This is a genomic window from Actinoplanes sp. NPDC051861, assembly GCF_040681145.1.
Lineage (GTDB): Bacteria > Actinomycetota > Actinomycetes > Mycobacteriales > Micromonosporaceae > Actinoplanes.
On record NZ_JBFAYE010000002.1, the window covers coordinates 534,551 to 552,891 of the forward strand.

Genomic DNA, 18,341 nt, shown 5'->3' on the forward strand with positions numbered 1-18,341 from the left:
ACGTCTCGCGCGGGAGTGTGTAGTATTTCCAGCGTGCCCGGGGGAATCGCCGGGGACGGGTAAGGGGCTGTGGCGCAGCTGGTAGCGCACCACACTGGCAGTGTGGGGGTCAGGGGTTCGAGTCCCCTCAGCTCCACCCTAAGGTCAGGGGCTTGATCGGAGATCTCCGACAGGCCCCTTTTCCGCGCTTATAGATCATTACCTCACGAGATCTCGCAGAAGGCTCTGAAGGCGCCTGCAGGAACTGCCCGCTGAAGGGTTGCCGGTTCAGGTGTCCGATCCCGGTTGGCCTGGTTCTTCACCCAACGCCTGATCTCTGATGATGTCGATGATCTGAGAAATCGTGGTTCCGTTGTTCAGGTGGGTCATAGTCCTGTCAGCGAGGAACAAGAAGAAGGCCGCGTCGCGCATCGCCCCGCCTTACGAGTGCACAAATGTCTTCATCGTGAACGACGCCGAGGCGTACCCGAGCCACGCGGAGATGACCGCGATCGGCACGCCGCGCAGGTGCATCAGCGTCCCGATCTAACTGGCCAGCGCATCGACCTGGGCACGGCCCGACAGCGCCTGGGCCCGCTCACCGCCACCGCGCTGACTGCCTACCTGCATTACCGCCGTCAGCGCTGGCCGGACACCCGAAACCAGCACCTCCTGCTGACGCGCCGCACCGCCCACGAACGCGGACCGGTCAGCGCATACTGGCTCACCAGTCTCTTCGACGGCTTACCGGCCACCGCAGCCCAACTTCGCGAAGATCGCATTCTGGAGGAGGCGCGGGCTGCAAACGGTGACCCGCTACGCATCGCCGCGATGTTCGGCCTCACCGCCAAGCCGGCGCTGCGTTACGCCATGACCGTCTGGCCCGAACGAGCGCAGCCGACTTGATTGAAGGGGCACGTAAGGTCAGCCACCGTCTTTGACTTTGAGGACCAGGCCGCCGTCTCGGAGGACGCATTCCGGATGTTTCAACGCCCATGCTTTCGCCGCCGGTCCTACTCGATACCGACGCAGAGGCTTTCCATCCACCGTCGTGACGTGGGGTGACGTCACCTTCTGCAACGCCTTCCACGCCAAGTCGGCCAGCGTGACGAAGTCACGACGCACGCAGTCTGCCTGATCTTCCGGGAACCACTTGAACGCCAGTCGTCCCGGCTCCATCTTCTCGCCCTCGCCACCAAGAGGTCGATACCGACCTCCGGTGGCAGCCAGTAGATCTTCGTCCCCGGTGAACACAGAGGTGTGCAGAAATTGGATGAGAGGTCCTACCGTCCCACCATCTCGTCCGAGCAAGCGCAGGAACGCCTGCACGCCGTTGTGCTGCAGCGCCTCTTCCAACGAGTTGTGCAGCACGACGCCCGCAGTCCGATCGTGTGTCTCCCAGGACGCGAGGTCCGCGATCGGCTCAGCCACGACGTCGCTGAAGCCTGCGACATCAGCAGGCAACATGAAGGTGGCCACTTGTTTGGAACGCGATCCTTGCTCGAACACTCCGCCATGTTCGCAGAAGTGAACTCGTCGCGAACTCACCGCTTCCAGAATGCCGGGAGCCGCGAGTCGAGGGCATCACGTCGTCAGTATTCGTGAACTCACCGGGATGCTCCTCCATGCGTTCCAATGCCGCCTGGATACCGGGACGCCCACCAGGACGCCGCGCCACCGGCCGGGATCCGGAGCGCGAACCGCTCTTGCTGCCCGCGAGCTTCCGAGGTGACCGTGCCGTCTACCTCGCCCGGCTCGCTCACGCGTGTCGGCTCCGCCTGAAAACTGACCACGTGGTTCCGGGTGAATCGGGACCACCTCCTGAAGCATCGGGAGGTGCTGAACGTGGAGGACTGGGCAGAGATTCGGCGGCTGCGGCGGTCGGAAGGGATGGCGATCAAGGCCATTGCCCGGCGGTTGAAGATGTCGCGGAACACGGTGAAGAAGGCCCTGGCCAGTGACGATCCGCCGCGGTATCAGCGGGCGCCGAAGGGTTCGATCGTCGATGCGGTCGAGCCTCAGATCCGGGCGTTGCTGGCCGAGTTCCCGGACATGCCGACCACGGTGATCATGGAGCGGGTCGGCTGGGATCGCGGCAAGACGGTGTTCTGCGACCGGGTGCAGCAGTTGCGGCCGTTGTTCAAGGCACCGGATCCGGCGCGGCGCACCGAGTATCTGCCGGGCGAGCTCGCGCAGTGTGATCTGTGGTTTCCGCCGGTGGATGTGCCGCTGGGGTTCGGGCAGGTCGGCCGGCCACCGGTGCTGGTCATGGTCTGCGGCTATTCGCGCTGGTTGATGGCGGCGATGATCCCGACCAGGCAGGCCCCGGACCTGCTCGCGGGACATTGGCGGCTGCTTGCCGCTCTGGGTGCGGTCCCGAAAGCCTTGGTCTGGGACAACGAGTCCGCGGTCGGATCGTGGCGGGCCGGCAGGCCGCAGCTGACCGAGGCGATGAACGGCTTCCGCGGCAGCCTCGGGATCCGTGTCGTCCAGTGCCGGCCGGCGGACCCGGAAGCGAAGGGCCTGGTCGAGCGGGCGAACGGCTATCTGGAGACGTCGTTTCTGCCGGGTCGCAGGTTCGGCTCACCGCAGGACTTCAATGCCCAGCTCGAGCAGTGGCTGGGGCGGGCGAATCAGCGCGTTCATCGCCGGTTGCAGGCCCGGCCGGTCGACAGGATCGACGCCGACCGGGCCGCCATGCTCACGTTGCCACCGGTCACGCCGGTAGTCGGCTGGCGGTTGTCGACCAGGCTGCCCCGGGATCACTATGTCCGCCTCGATGCCAATGACTACTCGGTGCATCCGTCGGCTATCGGCCGGCGCGTTGATGTCGGCGCCGACGCCGAGCAGGTGGCGGTGACCTGCGACGGCCGGGAGGTTGCTGCTCACGCCCGATGCTGGGCGGCGCATCAGAGCATCACCGATCCGCTGCACCGTGACGCCGCGACGCTGCTGCGGGCCGTTCACCGGCAGGCCGGAGTCAGCCCGGTCCGCACCGAGGTCGAACATCGGGACCTGGCCGACTACGACCGGATGTTCGGCATCGACAGCGAGGTGGCCTGATGACCGCCAAGACCAGCCGCAACGTCAGCGCGGAGATCGCGTTCCTGGCCCGGGCGATGAAAGCCCCCTCCCTCACGGCCTCGGTCGACCGTCTCGCCGAACGAGCCCGGGCCGAGTCCTGGACCCACGAAGAGTTCCTCGCCGCCTGCCTGCAACGCGAAGTCTCCGCCCGCGAGTCACACGGCGGCGAGGGACGCATCCGCGCAGCGAGGTTCCCGGCCCGCAAGAGCCTCGAGGAGTTCGACTACGAGCACCAACGCTCACTCAAACGCGAGCAGATCGCTCACCTGGGCACCCTCGACTTCGTCACCGCCCGCGAGAACGTCGTGTTCCTCGGACCGCCCGGCACCGGCAAAACGCACCTGTCGATCGGCCTGGGGATCCGGGCCTGCCAGGCCGGGCACCGGGTCGCGTTCGCCACTGCCGCCCAATGGGTGTCCCGCCTCGCCGACGCCCACACCGCTGGCAGGCTGCAGGACGAACTGGTCAAGCTTGGCCGCATCCCACTTTTGATCATCGACGAGGTCGGCTACATCCCGTTCGAACCGGAGGCGGCGAACCTGTTCTTCCAACTGGTTTCGGCCCGCTATGAACGGGCCAGCTTGATCGTCACCAGCAACAAGCCCTTCGGCCGTTGGGGCGAAGTCTTCGGCGACGACGTCGTGGCCGCCGCCATGATCGACCGCCTCGTCCACCACGCCGAAGTGATCTCGATGAAAGGCGACAGCTACCGACTCAAAGACCGCGACCTCGGCCGCGTCCCCTCGGCCGCCAAGACCAACGACTAACAAGATCGACAAGCTAGAGGTGGTCCGCTTTCGGCCGGAACTACGGGGTCAGGATTCGGGCGGTGTTGACAACGCGTTCGCCCAGCGGGAGGAGGCGACTGTTTACGTCTCAGTTCGACCAGGATCTTGACCTTGCAGCCCGGTGGGTGCGGCGCGCCTGGGTTGGCTGATGGTGTTTCCGTACCCGTTCCGCAGGAGCTGCCTTCGTTGTCTCTCTCGTCATAGAGCACTTTCACCCATCGGGGCCTACCGTGGGGGTTACGGCTGAAACTTGTCGTACCCCCGACTTACGGTGGGTTTCGTTCGCGCAACGTCGCGTGCCAGGATGCGATCGAGGGGAGGGAAGCGTGACGACACAAACTTCAGGGGACGTTGTTCCGGAGGTTCGCGAGCTGAGCCGTGAGGAAGGCGTTGCCCTGTTCGACAAGACGACCCGCAAACTCTTGGGCATCTCCGGCGCTGAGTTCTTGGTGCGCTGGGACCGCGGCGACTACGAGGAATCCGACGACATGGCCATCACCAAGGTCGCCATGCTCATTCCGTTTGCCCGGTAAGTCCGCGTCAGAGGCTGTCTCCCGGTTTCTGGAACCGCTGCAGCGGGCGGCGTCCTGCGTTACGAGGACGCCGTTCGTCGTCAGCTACGGAGGCCGGCACGAGCTGCACAGAGTTCACTCGCTGAACTGGCCGAAGTTCGAACCCGAACCGGTCGAGGGCCCGAATGGGCAGATCGTCACCATCGACATATCGCTGAAGTACGAGATCCTCCACATCCCGGATGATCGGGACCGCGGACCGTACAAGGTCAGTACGCGCGGCTACATGCAGTTCAGACGATCGACGGAGCCGAGATCATCGCCTTCCATTGGCACCCGGACGGCAACAGCCATATCCGAGACCCGCACACGCACGTGGGTTCCACCCAGTTGGCGCCCGATGGCGTGCTGAGCAAGAAGCACCACATCCCGGGGTCGCGAATGTCAGTGGAGGGCGTACTGCGCTTCTGTATCGACCAGCTCGGTGTGAAGCCGCTGCGCGACGACTGGGCTTCCGTCCTGGCCGACAGCGAGGATCTCTTCCACATGTGGGCAACCTGGGGCGGAGATCGCGCACCAGAGGCCAAATAGGAGGGGTCGACCCTCCGACTCACTGCACAGAATCAGCAGAAGGCTTCAATCACACTTGCAGTGTCGTTCGTTGTCTCCGATGGTCAAGGCTTCAAGGTCGAAGCGTGATCGGGTACGAAAGTCTGCATGTCCCGCGGCGTTCGCTGGTAACCGCTGGACGGCGGTCGTGGCGGGAGGGACAGCGGCACCCGCTGGACCTCGTGGTACGGGATCGTGGAGATCAGGTGGGCGATCATGTTGATGCGCGCCCGCCGTTTGTCCTCGCTCTCCACGACGTTCCAGGGTGCTTCGGGGATGTCGGTGTGCATGAACATCTCGTCCTTCGCCCGGGAGTAGTCCTCCCAGCGGCTGATCGACTCGAGGTCCATGGGTGAGAGCTTCCAGCGCCGCATCGGATCCTGCAGACGCGAGCGGAACCGTTCCTCCTGTTCGTGGTCACTGACCGAGAACCAGTACTTGCGGAGCAGGACGCCGTCCTCGGTCAGGAGGCGTTCGAAGATCGGGCACTGGTGGAGGAAGCGCATGTACTCCGCCTTGGTGCAGAAGCCCATCACCCGCTCGACGCCGGCCCGGTTGTACCAGCTGCGGTCGAACAGGACGATCTCGCCGGCGGCCGGGAGATGTTCGATGTAGCGCTGGAAGTACCACTGGCTGCGTTCGCGTTCGGTCGGTGCGGGCAGCGCGGCGATGCGCGCCAGGCGCGGGTTGAGGAACTCGGTGACCCGCTTGATGGTGCTGCCCTTACCGGCGGCGTCGCGCCCCTCGAAGACGACGACGACCCGGGCGCCCTCGACCTTCACCCACTCCTGCAGCTTGACGAGCTCGCCCTGGAGGCGGAAGAGCTCCGCTTCATACGCCTTCTTCGGCAGCCGCTCGACTCGGTCCTTGCCCACAGCGAACACCCTCCTCCGAGGTGCGGTGTGGCGCAACATCCGGTCGGCCCCGGGAGCGCCATCTGACGCTCCCGGGGTCCCGGCTCACTGAAGGCTCACTGATAGGGCAGCGTGACCGTGGAGAGCGCACCCAGTGAGACCGTACTGGGTGCCGAGCCGATCGCGCTCCAGATCTCCACCTTGACCGTGCCGTTGGCCAGGTTGCCGAAGGATCCGGTCGTGGTGATCTGGCCGACGGTGTCGGTGTACCGCTCCCACCCGGTCACCGGGTCGGTGGCGAAGTAGCGGAACGTCTCCACCCGGTCGAAGCTGCCGTTGCCGGTCAGGTCGTACGAGACGCGGACCTGGGTGGCGTTGCCGACCGAGGTGCCGGCGTCCACCGAGATGCCGAACGTGGTCGCCGCGCCGGAGCGGTACGTCAGGTTCAGCCCGGTCGCGGTGAAGGTCGTCGGCGAATGCGGCTGGTTGTCGTTGACGCCGGACGACTTCGCGACGGTCGCGGTGCCGGCCGTGCCCGCCGCCCCGGCGAGCGAGCCGCCGCTCTGCAGGTAGCGGACCGCGCCGCCGCCGGCCGGAGGGGTCGAGGTGGAGGGAGAGGGCGACGGGGAGGACGGCGACGGGGACGGGGAGGACGGGGACGGGGAGGACGGCGAGGGAGAGGTCGAGTTGGCCCCACCGCCGGACCAGTTCGACGCGCCGCTGGCGACGGTTCGGCCGGCGGGCACCGACAACACCTTGCCGTCCGAGAACGTCACCGTGAGAGCCGTGTTGGTGATGTTCGAAGCCACGTACGTCTTCGCGCCGTTCTTGCTGAACACCCGGTGCAGCGGATGGTCGGCGGTGACGGTGAGATCGACCGTGCCGAGGGCGGCCAGGTTGCGGATCCAGTGGAACGTGTGCGCCTTCGTCTCACCCTCCTCGGGCGTGTACCCGCTGTTGGCCCGGAACTTGGAGAGTGCCGCGTCGCCGTCGCCGAGCGCCAGGTACTGCCACGCGATGTCCTGCCAGAGCGCCGGTTCGTGCCCGGCGTTGGTCACCATCTCGGCGTAGTTGCGCTTGACGTACGCCGGGTCGTTGCCCATGTAGAAGTGCCCACCGGTGACCGGCAGCATGTTGATGCCGTGGATCTGCTCCGGCGCGGACGCGAACCAAGTGGCGTACGCCCCGCCGTCGCCCCACACCATGCCGACCGTGCCGTGGCCGAACGCCGCCGGGAAGTTCTCGTTGCGGGTGTCGAACCAGTACTCGTTGATCGCGGCCGACTGGGTCGTCCAGATGAAGATGCCGGCGTCCCGGATCGCGGTGTTGCCGGTCGCCTGTCCCCACTGGATCAGGCCGTTGGCGAAGTTCATGCCCTCCGACGAGGACTCCTGGTTGTTGCCGGCGAAGAACGCGCCGTGCCCGGCCGCCCAGTCGTGCCCGGCGTAGATGTCGAAGTCCCGCAGGTACGGGAACCGGTTGTCGTTCCGGTCGTAGTTGTTGGCGTCGCGGATCAGCAGGTCCACCATGCCGCCGTAACGCGACCCCGCCGCCCAGGACGGGTCGAACTTGGCGAGCGTCGCGGCGGCCGCGATGAAGTAGCCGTAGTGGAAGTGGTGGTCGTTGAGTTCGGCGTCGGAGCCGTACGAGGCGGGGTAGCCGATCAGCGTGCCCCAGTTCCGGTCGTAGTAGAACAGCTTCTGCGTCTTGCCGGAGGACGCGGTGAACCAGTCGGTCAGCTGGGTGCGGATGGCCGCGAGCGCGGTGTCGCGGACGTCGGTGCGGCCCAGTTGGTCGGCGATCTCCGCGATCCGCGCGCCGATGCCGAGCGCCTTGCCGGTCCAGTACGTGTCGTTGTTCCGTACGCTGACCGGGTTGTCCTTGACCTGGTCGAGGTAGCCGTTGAGCGTGGTCAGGTCGGCACCGCTGCTGTCGGCCACCGCGGGCACCTCGGGCAGCACGCCGTTGAAGACCGCCGAGGTCACGTACGAGGACGCGCCGACGAGTGTCTTCATGGCGCCGCGCGCGGTGACGTAGGTCTGCGAGATCGGCGTCGCGCCGGTCAGCGCCCGCCACTGGTGCGGGTAGAGGCCGATGACCGTCCCGGTGCCCGAGCCCTCGCGGGCGGTGGTGGTGTACGCGTACGTCGTGGCGACTCGACTGGTCCCCTGGTTGTACGTGTACGAGACCCGCGTACCCGTGACGTGGTTGTGCGCGTACGTCCCATAGCTCGTCGCCAGCGTGGTCTTGTCCGCCGTGCTGGTGGCCGTCGTGGTCGGCAGCACCGCGATCGAGTAGTAGCCCTTGCCCGCCAGGCTCGACGTGATCGCCGTGCCGCTGACCGACCAGGTGGCCCCGGTCGGCGCGTACGCGACATAGTCCTTGCCAGCGATCGTGTACCCGATCCGCGACCCGCTGTTCGACCAGACCGTCGGAGTGCTCTTCGCGGTGATCTGCGCGTTGCCGCCGGTGATCTGGAAGTACGCGAACGGCAGCCCGTGCCCGATCGTCGCCTTCATGGTCCGCGTGCCGTCACTCCAGTACGGCGTGACGGTCCAGTCGGTCCACGAGTCGACCAGGGTCCGCGGTGCGTTCAGCCCGGTCACGCCGGCGGTGAAGTCCTCCTGGTAGATGTAGTGGTACTCGCCCACGCCGGTGGCCGAACCGCTGATCTGCGGCGTGGTGTTGTACGAGAATCCCAGCCCGGTCGCGGTCGTGTCGTAACTCGTCGGGTGCGCGTGCAGATTCTCGCTGTACGCGCAGTCGAACTTCTTGAAGACCAGCGACGACCACCAGTCGTTGGTCGGCACCGGACCGGCCGGCGCGTTCGCTGTCATGAACTGCCGTGGATTCGTGGAAAGGTCCCCGCAACCGGTGGGCAGGCTGGCGCCGGCTGGCAGCGTCTCGGCATAGCTGCCCGCGCCGACGACTGCCGCGTCAGCCGTCCCGCTGAGAGCCACGGCTCCCAGCCCGGCTGTCACGGCGGCGACGATCGCCGTTATGAGGGCTCGGCCAGGGACTTTTCCCATCACGCCTCCATTGCAGCTGGCTTTGTGAGAGCGCTCTCTCGTGCCGAGACTGTAGGTGGAGGCAATGGATGACGTCAATGTTTCTGATTCATTAAATCAGGACACGCGGATGGTCCGGTTAGGTGTCGTGTCGGCCAGGATTCCCCGCGCCGGCGTCGCGGCGATCGTGGCCCGGTACGTGTGTGCCGACCGCGAGCGCAGGTTGCGCAGCGTGGTGCTGTAGCGGCCGGTCGCGGCCAGCTTGCCGGTGGACACGGTCTCCCACTCGCCGTCGACCGACTCCTGCACGGTGACCGTCTGCCCCGCGATGTCGGGGTCGCCGGTCACCGTCAGCGTGACCGTGCCGCGGACCGTCGACGCGGCCGCCAGGCTCGCGTCCTGGCGGATGCGGACGATCTCGGCGGCGGAGTTCAGCCCGTCGGCCCGGACGCGCAGCCGGTATCCCTGCGACAGCGACGCGCGCAGCGTGAACTTTCCGGCGTTGTCGGCGGTCGAGTCGTCCAGCAGCTTGAACGTGCCCCCGGACAGGCCCGGCGCACCGTAGAGCGCGACGTCCGAACCGGCCCCGGCGGTGCCGGTCACCGTCACGGTTCCCTCACCGGTGATCGAGTCCGGAGCGATCAGCGTTGGCGCGGTGGCGGGATCGTTGTCGGCGATGCTGACCGTGGCACGGCCGGCGGCGACCTCGGCGTCGCCGGGTGCCGGTGCACCCAGCACGACGTCGAAGTCCTGGTCCGTCTCGTTCTGCTTGTCGTCCAGGACGGGCACCGAGACGGTGGCGGACGTCGTGCCGGGCGCGAACGTCACGGTGCCCCGGGAGCTCGTGTAGTCCTTGCCGGCGGTCGCGGTGCCGTCGGCGGTGCTCCACGGAACCTGGACGGTCCGCTCGGTGGCCGTGGTGCCGCCGGTGAGGGCGAGCGCCACGTCGACCCGCGCCTGGCCGCCGTTCTCGGCCACCGTCGCGTCGCTCACCGAGATCTCCGGCGCGGTGTCGTTCGGGTCGTCGGTGATCCGGTACGCGACGTCCTGCGCGTTGCCCTCCCCGGCCAGGGTGACCCGGACGCTCTCGGTGGCCTCGTCGACCGTGTCGGCGTTGAGGCGCAGCGTGCCGAGCCGCAGCGTGGTGCCGTTCTCGGTACCGGCGGGCAGCGTGACCTCCGCCCCGTCGAAGGCGAAGTCGGCGGCCTCGGCCTCGTCGTCGCCCGATCCCGCGGCGGACACCGTCCCGAGAGTCAGCTTCTGCTGGGCGGTGCCGGTGACGGTCGCGTTCACCGGGATCGAGCCGCCCTCGGCAGCCTGGCTCTCACCGGTCACAAACCGCAGCGCCGGGCGGGCGTCGTCGTCCTCGATCGACACCACGCTCTGCTGCGGGCCGCCGACCGCGTCCTCCTCGCCGGCGGCCAGTTCGACGGAGACCACCGCGGTCTCCTCGGGCTCGTGCACCGCGTCACCCGTGACCGGGACCTTGATCGTGGCGGTGCGCTCACCCTTGGGGATGCGCATCGTGAACGGGGGCGCGTCGTAGTCGTCGCCGCCGGGCCCGGTCGCCCGGTCGGTCGCCGTGACGTCCCGCACCGCCACGGCCAGGTCGACGTCGCCGGGCGCCACGGTCTCCAGGGTCACGGTGACAGCGGCCTGGCCGGCGGACTCGGTCACCCGCACCGAGCCGGCGACCGAGAACGGCGGCGGAGCGGCGTCCTCGCTGTGGATGCGGACGTCGGAGATGCCGTTGTGCACGATCGTCTCGGAAGGCTCGACGCCTGTCACCCGTACCGTGAAATTCTCGTCCTGCTCCCAGGCCACGTCGTTCCGGATCGGCACGCGGATCGTCCCGTTGGTCGTGCCCGGCTCCAGGATCAGCGGATTCGGCGAGATCGGCGGATCGAAGTCCTCGTTTCCGGCGGTTCCGGCCTGAGCCTGGTAGGAGACGGAGATCCGGCGCTCGGTCGAGTTGGCGCCGTTGCTCCCGTCGTACACGAGGACGACCGGAATGTCGGTGAACCCGTCGGTCTCCTCGCTGACTGCCGCACCGAGCAGCACCGACGGCGGCCGGTCCTCCGGATCGTCGAGCACCTGCAGATACGACTCGGTGACCGGCGCCCCGGGCAGGGTGGTGTTGTGGCCGGTCACCTTGATCCACTCGTTGCCCTCGTCGAGCCGGTCGTGATGGATCACGACGGACCGCAGGGGCGTGCCGCTGCCGTTGCCGCCGGGCAGGACGACGTGTTCGGTGGAGCCGTCGAAGTCGGTGGGTTCCGCGGGATCGTGCCCGCCGGTCCCGTCACCGGTCACCGTCACGTCGAACTCCATGTCGTACTGGAACGGCCGGTCGCTGGTCGCGGTGATGGGTGCCGGCGAGCCCTCGGCGTGGTCGGGGCTGTGGAACGTGACGACCGGCTGCGGGTCGTTGTCGCGGATCTGCACACGGCTGAGCTGTATGCCGGGCACGACGCCCGTCTCACCCGGTGCCGGCTCGACGACGACGGTGAAGGACTCGTCGCGCTCGTACACGTCGTCCTCGGCCACCGGCACGCGGATCGTCGCCGTGCTCTGCCACGCGGGAATGATCACGCTGGGCGGCGGCGGGCTGTAGTCGTTGCCGCCCACGAACGCCGTGCCACGCGTGGCGGTGTCGTCGTCCGTGTGCACCTCGAAGCGGGTGTCCACCGGGCGCGGCCCGTCCTGCAGGCTCAGCGTGACGTCCGCCGACCCGCCCTCGTCCACGGTGGTGAACCCGCTGATCAATGGCTGCGCGAGCGCCGGGTTCGCCGTGCCGCCGTCGTCGTCCATGATCTCGACGGAGACCTGCGGGGTGAGAATCGCGCCGGTGCCGAAGTCGGGCTCCAGCACGACGTTGAACACCTCCACCGGCTCGACCTGGGAGTCGTCGAGCAGCGGCACCGGGATCCAGCGGACGGTCTCGCCGGGTTCGAAGACCACCTGGCCGGAGACGGGGCTGTAGTCGTTCGCCGCGAGCGCGGTGCCGTCCGTGGTCCGGTAGTTCACCCGGACCGGCATCTCGGAGCCGGTGGCCATGTTGTTCGGCATGGCCGCGAAGTCCAGGCGCACCGGCACACTGGCGACGCCGGCCGTCTCGCTGAGCCGGACCGAGTCGGCCACCACTGCGGGCGAGGAGTTGTCCCAGTTGTCGCGGATGGTGACGAGTCCGATGACCGGCGGCATGTTCTGCGGGGTGACGACGACCTCGAGGTGTTCCAGCGGCTCGACCAGCTGGTCCGGGGGCACCCGGAGGACGCCGAGGTCGACGTACCACTGTCCGGGCATGATCGTGCCGCTGGTGATCATCTCGGCGGTGCCGTAGTCGCCGGGTTCGGCGTCGGTGGGCCGAACCTCGACCGTGAAGGGGATCGGCTCGCGTACCTCGGTCAGGATGTTCATCCGTATCGCGATGCCACCACCGGGCCCGCCGAACGCACCGGACTCGTAGATCTCAACCGGGTCGATCGTCATCTTCGGCTGCGGCAAATCGACCTCACCGCCGGTGGTGTCGCCGCCGTCGTTGTCGACGATCTTGACGATGGTGTCCTGTGTGGTGACGGCGGCGGCGCCGGTGGGCTGGTCGAGGGTGAGCGTGAACTGCTCGACCGGCTCGGCCTCGCCGTCGTCGCCGACGGGGATCGAGATGTGGTGCTGCGTCTCACCAGGCTGGAAGATCAGCTGGCCGCTGACCGGCGAGTAGTCGCCGGCCCACGCGCTCGCGCTGCCGTCCGAGGTCCGATAGTTGACCGTGATCGGCATGTCGCTTCTGGTGGCGATGTTCCACGGGATGCTGCCGAAGTCGAGCCGGACCGGCACGCTCGCGGCGCCCGTCCCCTCGGTGACGGCGACCGGGTCCGCCACGATGTTCGGCGGCTGGTTGTCCCAGTTGTCGCGGATGGTCACGCGTCCGACGGCCGGCGGTATCCCGTCCGCGGTGACGACGACCTCGACGTGCTCCGCCGCCTCGACGATCTGGTCCGGGGGTACGCGGAAGATGCCGAGGTCGACGTACCACTGTCCGGGCATGATCGTGCCGCCGGTGATCATCTCGGCGGTGCCGTAGTCCTCGGGTTCGGCGTCGGTGGGCCGCACGGTGACCGTGAACGGGATCGGCTCGCGCACCTCACCGATGACGTTCATCCGCATCCAGACGCCACCGCCGGTGCCGCCGAGCGGGCCGGACTCCAGGATCTCCACCGGGTCGATGGTCAGCTGCGGCTTCGGCTGCTGCACCCCGCCGCCGGTGGTGTCGCCGCCGTCGTTGTCGATGATCTTGACAAGAGTTTCCGGCGTGGTGACGGCGTTGGCACCGCTCTGCTGGTCGAGGGTGAGGGTGAACTGTTCGACGGGTTCGGGCTCTCCGTCCTCGCCGATCGGGATGAGCAGGGTCCGCACGGTCACGCCGGGCGGGAACTCGAGCCGGCCACTGACGGGGGAGTAGTCGCCGGCCCAGGCGCTCGCGGTGCCGTCCGAGGTGCGGTACTCGACCGTGATCGGGAAATCGCTCGAGGTCGCCTCGTTCCACGGGATGCTGCCGAAGTCGAGCCGGACGGGAACGGCCGCCACCCCGCTTCCCTCGTCGACGGCGACCGGGTCGGCGACGATGTTCGGCGGCCGGCTCTGGGCGTTGTTGTCGTGGATGGTCACGAGCGAGGTGAGCGGCGGAATCCCGTCCGCTGAGAAGATCACCTCGACGTGTTCGTCGGCTTCGAGGATGCGGTCGACAGGGACACGGAGCACGCCGAGGTCGACGGACCACTGGCCGGGCTGGATCGTGCCCGAGAGGAACATCTCGCCGGTGTCGTAGTCGCCGGGTTCGGCGTCGGTTGGCCGCACGGTGACGGTGTACGGGATGGGCTGCCGGACCTCGCCGTTGACGTAGACCTGCAGGCCGACGCCGCCGGCCGGCCCGCCGACCACTCCGGATTCGTAGACGTCGTACGAGTCGAACCTCAGTTGCGGCCGTGGGACGTCCACCTCACCGCCGGTGGTGTCACCGCCGTCGTCATCGACGATCTTGACGATCGTCGAGGGCGTGCCGATACCGGCGCCGTCGGGGTTCTCCAGCACGAGGTGGAACTGCTCGACCGGCTCGGGATCGCCGTCGTTGGTGATCGGGATCGGGATGGTCCGCATCGTTTCGCCGGGCTGGAACACCAGCTGGCCGCTCGTCGGGGCGTAGTCGTCGGGGCCCGCGCTGCCGTCCCAGGTGCGATAGCCGACGGTGATCGGGATGGCGCTGCCGGTGGCCTGGTTCCAGGGGAGGCTGGCGAAGTCGAGGCGGACGGGTACGTGCGCGTGACCGATGTTCTCGTTGACCGAGATCGGGTCGGCGACGACGTTCGGTGCCTGGTTCTGGAACGAGCCCTTGATCGTCATCGTGCCGGTGGCCGGCGGCAGGCCCGGGGCCTCCACGGTGATGTCGACGTGTTCGTCGGGTTCGACCAGGTCGTCCGGCGGGACGCGGAAGACACCGATGTCGACGTACGTGTCACCGGGGTTGATCATTCCGTTCAGGATCATCTCGCCGGTGCCGAAGTCGTTCCACTGCGCGTCACGCGGGGTGATCCGGACGGTGAACGGCGTGGGCTGGGTGATCTGCCCGGTGATCTCGACCCGCAGGCTGATCCCGCCGCCACCGCCCTCGACGCTGCCCGATTCGTAGATGTCCCAGGACGGCACGGTGAGCCGCGCCGTGCCGTCGCCGCTCCCGCTGTCGTCATCCTGGATGGTGATCCACGCTTCCGGGACGGCGACCCCACCGGCGCCGATCTCGCCGTCGATGCGCAGCACGAACTGCTCGTTGCCCTCGGCCTGCCCGTCGTCGCTGATCGGCACGGCGATCGTCTTGGTCTGCTCGCCGGGCTCGAAGACCAGCTGTCCCCAGACGCGTGTGTAGTCGCCGGCGCCCGCCGAGGCGTCCACGGTCGTGTAGTCGACCGTGATCCGGCGCTCGGTGGTCGTCGCGTCGTTCCACGGGAAGGACCGGCGGAAGTCGAGCGAGACCGGCACCATGACCTGGCCCGCCGACTCGTTCACGGTGACCGGCCCGGTCACCACCTGCGGCGGCATGTCGTCGGCGTTGTTCTTCAGCGTCACCTGCCCGGTCACCGGCTGCTGGAACGGGCCGGTGACGGTGACGTCGACGTGCTCGTCGTCCTCGGTCACCTGGTCGTCGTTGACCCACATCGTCCCGAGATCGATGTAGTACGCGCCGGGGTAGAGGACGCTCGTGTTCGACGGGGTCAGCTGGTAGTCGCCGGGCTCGGTGTCGCCGCTGCTCGTGGTCACCTGGAACGGCTGCTGATCCTGCATCTCCCCGTTGACGTACGCCCGCAGCGGCGTGCCGGTGCCCTCGTTGGCGTCGACGGGCCACATGTTGAGCTGCGGCGCCGGGTCGTTGTCGGTGATGGTCAGGTTCGCGTACCGGTCGCCGGTCGCCCCGGTCTCGTATCCGGGAACGGTGACGTGCAGCTGGGCGATCTCGGTGTCCTCCTTCACGAGGTCACCCACCACCGGCACGGCGACCGTGACGGTGCTGGCGCCGGCCGGTACCTGCACGATCGTGTCGTTCTGCAGGTAGTCCGGTGTGCCCGAGCCGTAGCTGTCCGAGGTGGCGCCACCCGGCCCCATCACGACCTGCAGGTTGATCGGCTCGGCGCTCATCGGGTTCATCTGGATCTGGAACTCGGCGGGGGAGGTCCCGTAGTCGCCCTCCTGCACCTCGACGTCGCCGACCCAGGTGATGTCCGGGATCGGGTCGGTGTCCTCGATGGTGATCATCGTGGTGCCGAGGCCGCCGCCGTTGACGAGCCCGGCGCTGGTCTCGGTGAGGTTGAGGGCGAACTGCTCGAGGTTCCGCTCGTACAGGTGGTCGCTCAGGATCCGGACGTCGATGCCGACGCTCAGCGCACCGGCCGGGATGTGCACGTCACGTGAGTCGATCGCCACGAAGTCCTGGCCCGCCGTCGCCGTCGCGGCGGAGACCGAGTAGTTGAACATGATGTCCTGGTCGGAGGGCTCGCTGAGGGTGATCGTGACCTCGGCGTCGTGGTCCCAGTCCATCTCGGTGATCGTGCCCGTCGCGGCGACCGAGACCCGGATCGGATCCGCGTACGCGGGCAGCGCCGGCAGGATGAACGCCGCCGGCGCCAGTGCGACCGCCGCCGCCATCGTGACCGCTGTCCGGAAACGGCCGGCCGACCAGAGCCGGAGCGGTGGTTTGGCCGGTTGCTGCTGATCGCCCATGGCAGTTGCTGTCCCCCCGACGGCGACCCTGCCCGGATCGGTTCCCGCGATGGCACTGAGCAGGGAAAACGAGTTGGCGCCGTGGGTAATCTAGCGGCCCGCGGGTGACTCTCAGCCGGAAATGCGAGTTTCACTCACGGGCCGCCGGGCAGCATCAGCTCAGTGCGGCCATGATGATCCGCTGGGAGACCCGGGGCTGCTCGGAGCCGCCCATGTGCAGGGTGTTGACGGAGTAGACCAGCCGTCGTGAGAGGTCGCGGGTCGCGCCCATGCCGTTGTTGTAACCGGGGCGGTCACCGCTCTTGGCCCACACCGTCACGGTGCCGAACTCGAACCGGGTGAGGCCGGCCGAGTAGACAGCGGGCTCCTCGGTGCCGAAGATCTTCACGTCCGGCACGGTGAACATCTCGGCCAGCTCGCGCGGCGGCAGGAGGCGGCCGCGGAACAGGGCGACCAGGAAGCGGTCCAGGTCGTCAGCGGTGGAGATGATCGAGGCGGCCGACCACTGCAGGGACGGGTTGGCCTCGGTGACGTCGGCCCAGCCGTCGGCGGTGACCTCGTAACCGTGTGCGTGCGGTCCGGAGATCCGCGGGTCGTCGCCGGGAACGGTCGTGCCGGTGAGGTGCAGCGGGCGGATGATCCGGCGGTTCACCTCGGACGCCCACGAGCGGCCGGTCACCTTCTCGATCAGCAGGCCGGCGAGGATGTAGTCGGCGTTGGCGTACCGCTGGGCGGTGCCGGGTGCGAACGCGAGCGGCTTGGTCAGGTCGAGCTGGCTGCCGGGCTCGTAGTGGTCGTACCGGTGGTCGAAGAACCAGTCCGCGTTCTTGGAGTCGATCGCCAGGCCGTTGATGCCGCTGGTCCAGTTGAGCAGGGTCCGGACCGGGATCGGCGGGTACGACGCGGGCAGCAGGCCGGGCAGGTAGCGCTGCACCGGCCGGTCGAGGTCGATGCGCCGCTCGGCCGCCAGTTGCAGGGTCACGACAGCGGTGAACGTCTTCGTCATCGAGCCGATCCGGAACCGGCCGTCGAGCCGGGGCGGTGTGGTCGAGCCCAGCTCCGATATCCCGGAACTGCCCGACCAGTTGCCCGCCCGGCCCCGGATCTGCACCAGGGCACCGCTGGCCTCGGCGTCCGGCAGACCGGCGACGGCCGCCGCGAGGCGGGCGGGATCCAGTGGCGGGAGAACGGTGGTGGCCGCGGCGGCCGGGCTCGCGACGGAGCCGGCCAGAGCAGAGCCGACCAGGACGGTGGCGGTCAGCAGGATGCCGACACCTCGGCGGGAGATCGTCATACCGTCACCCTTCCGTCCACAGCGGACGGAAGGGATCCGGCGATGCCCTGATCTTGCCCCCGAGGAGATTGCCTAGGGGTCAGCCCTTGGGCTGGTTGACGCGGATCAGGTTGCCGAACGGGTCGCGCAGCGAGCAGTCGATGCCGTACGGGCGCTCCTCCGGCTCCTCGGTGAACTCGACACCGCGGGCGAGCAGGGTCTCGTACGTCTTGCGGCAGTCGTCGGTGGTGAGGATGAACCGGCCACCCATCGCGCCCTTGGTGAGCAGGTCGCGGACCTGTTCCGCGGTCTCGGCGGACATCTGCGGCCCGCCGGGCAGCTCCAGCATGATCTGGTGTTCCGGCCGGCCGGGCACGTTGACCGTGAGCCAGCGCATGAATCCGAGGTCGATGTCGGTGTTGATCTCCAGGCCGAGCTTCCCGACGTAGAAGGCGACGGCCTCGTCCTGGTCCAGGACGTACATCTGCGAGTGCGTGATCGCGTTGAACATGCTGTTCACGCTAGTGCCGCGACCGGGCTGAAAACTTATCCAAAACCGCTCGGCCTCATCCAGGCCATCGCGAAACAGGTGGGTACGCCGAGCGGCGTGGCGGCCCTGCGGTACTCGCGCGGTGACCGGCCGACGATCGCCCGGAACGTCCGGCTGAACGTGCCGAGGCTGCCGAAGCCGACCTGGAAGCAGATGTCGGTCACACTGCGGTCGGTCTCCCGGAGCAGGAACATCGCCCGCTCCACCCGGCGCCGCTGCAGGTAGCGGTGCGGTGTCTCACCGAACGTGGCCCGGAACGTGCGGTTGAAGTGCGCCTCCGAGACGTGCGCGACGCGAGCCAGGGTGGGCACGTCCAGCGGCTGCGCGTAGGCCCGGTCCATCGCGTCCCGTGCCCGCAGCATCCGCCGGTTGGTCTCCTCGCTCGCGCGGCTCACCGCGACATTGCACCACGCGG

At 68.1% G+C, this 18,341-nt stretch carries 12 protein-coding genes and 1 tRNA gene; 6 read left to right on the top strand and 7 right to left on the bottom strand.

Translation table 11 applies throughout. The features are described 5' to 3' along the window. Positions 1-63: 63 nt before the first annotated feature. Together AB0M02_RS09190 and AB0M02_RS09195 are read left to right on the top strand one after the other, a co-directional pair. Positions 64-136: transfer RNA gene (locus tag AB0M02_RS09190), tRNA-Ala, on the top strand. A 149-nt stretch (positions 137-285) separates the two neighbouring features. Next, positions 286-885: a hypothetical protein gene (locus AB0M02_RS09195; protein ID WP_364223836.1), complete on the top strand. Its 600-nt coding sequence runs from the start codon at positions 286-288 to the stop codon at positions 883-885. Positions 886-903: 18 nt separating this feature from the next. Here the strand turns inward: AB0M02_RS09195 and AB0M02_RS09200 are convergent, their stop codons facing one another. Further along, complete coding sequence (locus tag AB0M02_RS09200; RefSeq protein ID WP_364223838.1) at positions 904-1,488, bottom strand: hypothetical protein; 585 nt, start codon at positions 1,486-1,488, stop codon at positions 904-906. Positions 1,489-1,815: 327 nt separating this feature from the next. On the opposite strand from AB0M02_RS09200, the gene istA reads away from it, so the two are divergent. The 4 genes from istA to AB0M02_RS09220 all read left to right on the top strand — a co-directional run bounded on the left by istA (position 1,816) and on the right by AB0M02_RS09220 (position 4,954). After that, positions 1,816-3,042 (top strand): IS21 family transposase, encoded by a 1,227-nt coding sequence (istA, locus tag AB0M02_RS09205; protein WP_364223840.1) that lies wholly within the window; start codon positions 1,816-1,818, stop codon positions 3,040-3,042. Further along, positions 3,042-3,830, top strand: a complete 789-nt coding sequence (gene istB, locus AB0M02_RS09210; protein ID WP_364223842.1) for an IS21-like element helper ATPase IstB — start codon at positions 3,042-3,044, stop codon at positions 3,828-3,830. The genes istA and istB overlap by 1 nt, the downstream gene beginning before the upstream one ends. A gap of 347 nt (positions 3,831-4,177) precedes the next feature. Continuing rightward, positions 4,178-4,384 carry a hypothetical protein gene (locus tag AB0M02_RS09215; RefSeq protein WP_364223844.1) on the top strand — a complete coding sequence of 69 codons (207 nt, stop codon included), beginning with the start codon at positions 4,178-4,180 and terminating at the stop codon, positions 4,382-4,384. 354 nt (positions 4,385-4,738) lie between these two features. Continuing rightward, on the top strand, positions 4,739-4,954 hold the full coding sequence (locus AB0M02_RS09220) for a hypothetical protein (RefSeq protein WP_364223846.1): 216 nt from the start codon (positions 4,739-4,741) through the stop codon (positions 4,952-4,954). Between the two features lie 83 nt (positions 4,955-5,037). On the opposite strand, the gene ppk2 is transcribed toward AB0M02_RS09220, so the two are convergent. The 6 genes from ppk2 to AB0M02_RS09250 form a co-directional block, all read right to left on the bottom strand. Next, a complete protein-coding gene (ppk2, locus tag AB0M02_RS09225; RefSeq protein WP_364223848.1) occupies positions 5,038-5,847 on the bottom strand; it encodes a polyphosphate kinase 2 in 810 nt (269 codons plus the stop codon). 95 nt (positions 5,848-5,942) lie between these two features. After that, positions 5,943-8,855 carry a glycosyl hydrolase gene (locus AB0M02_RS09230; RefSeq protein ID WP_364223850.1) on the bottom strand — a complete coding sequence of 971 codons (2,913 nt, stop codon included), beginning with the start codon at positions 8,853-8,855 and terminating at the stop codon, positions 5,943-5,945. 96 nt (positions 8,856-8,951) lie between these two features. Continuing rightward, positions 8,952-16,103, bottom strand: a complete 7,152-nt coding sequence (locus AB0M02_RS09235) for a Calx-beta domain-containing protein (RefSeq protein WP_364223851.1) — start codon at positions 16,101-16,103, stop codon at positions 8,952-8,954. Between the two features lie 154 nt (positions 16,104-16,257). Continuing rightward, on the bottom strand, positions 16,258-17,397 hold the full coding sequence (locus AB0M02_RS09240) for a serine hydrolase domain-containing protein (RefSeq protein ID WP_364223853.1): 1,140 nt from the start codon (positions 17,395-17,397) through the stop codon (positions 16,258-16,260). 79 nt (positions 17,398-17,476) lie between these two features. Further along, positions 17,477-17,887 (bottom strand): VOC family protein, encoded by a 411-nt coding sequence (locus tag AB0M02_RS09245; protein ID WP_364223855.1) that lies wholly within the window; start codon positions 17,885-17,887, stop codon positions 17,477-17,479. A 35-nt stretch (positions 17,888-17,922) separates the two neighbouring features. Continuing rightward, the gene (locus AB0M02_RS09250) at positions 17,923-18,321 is read right to left on the bottom strand and encodes an AraC family transcriptional regulator (RefSeq protein ID WP_364223857.1); all 399 of its coding nucleotides are present in this window, start codon (positions 18,319-18,321) and stop codon (positions 17,923-17,925) included. Positions 18,322-18,341 lie beyond the last annotated feature (20 nt).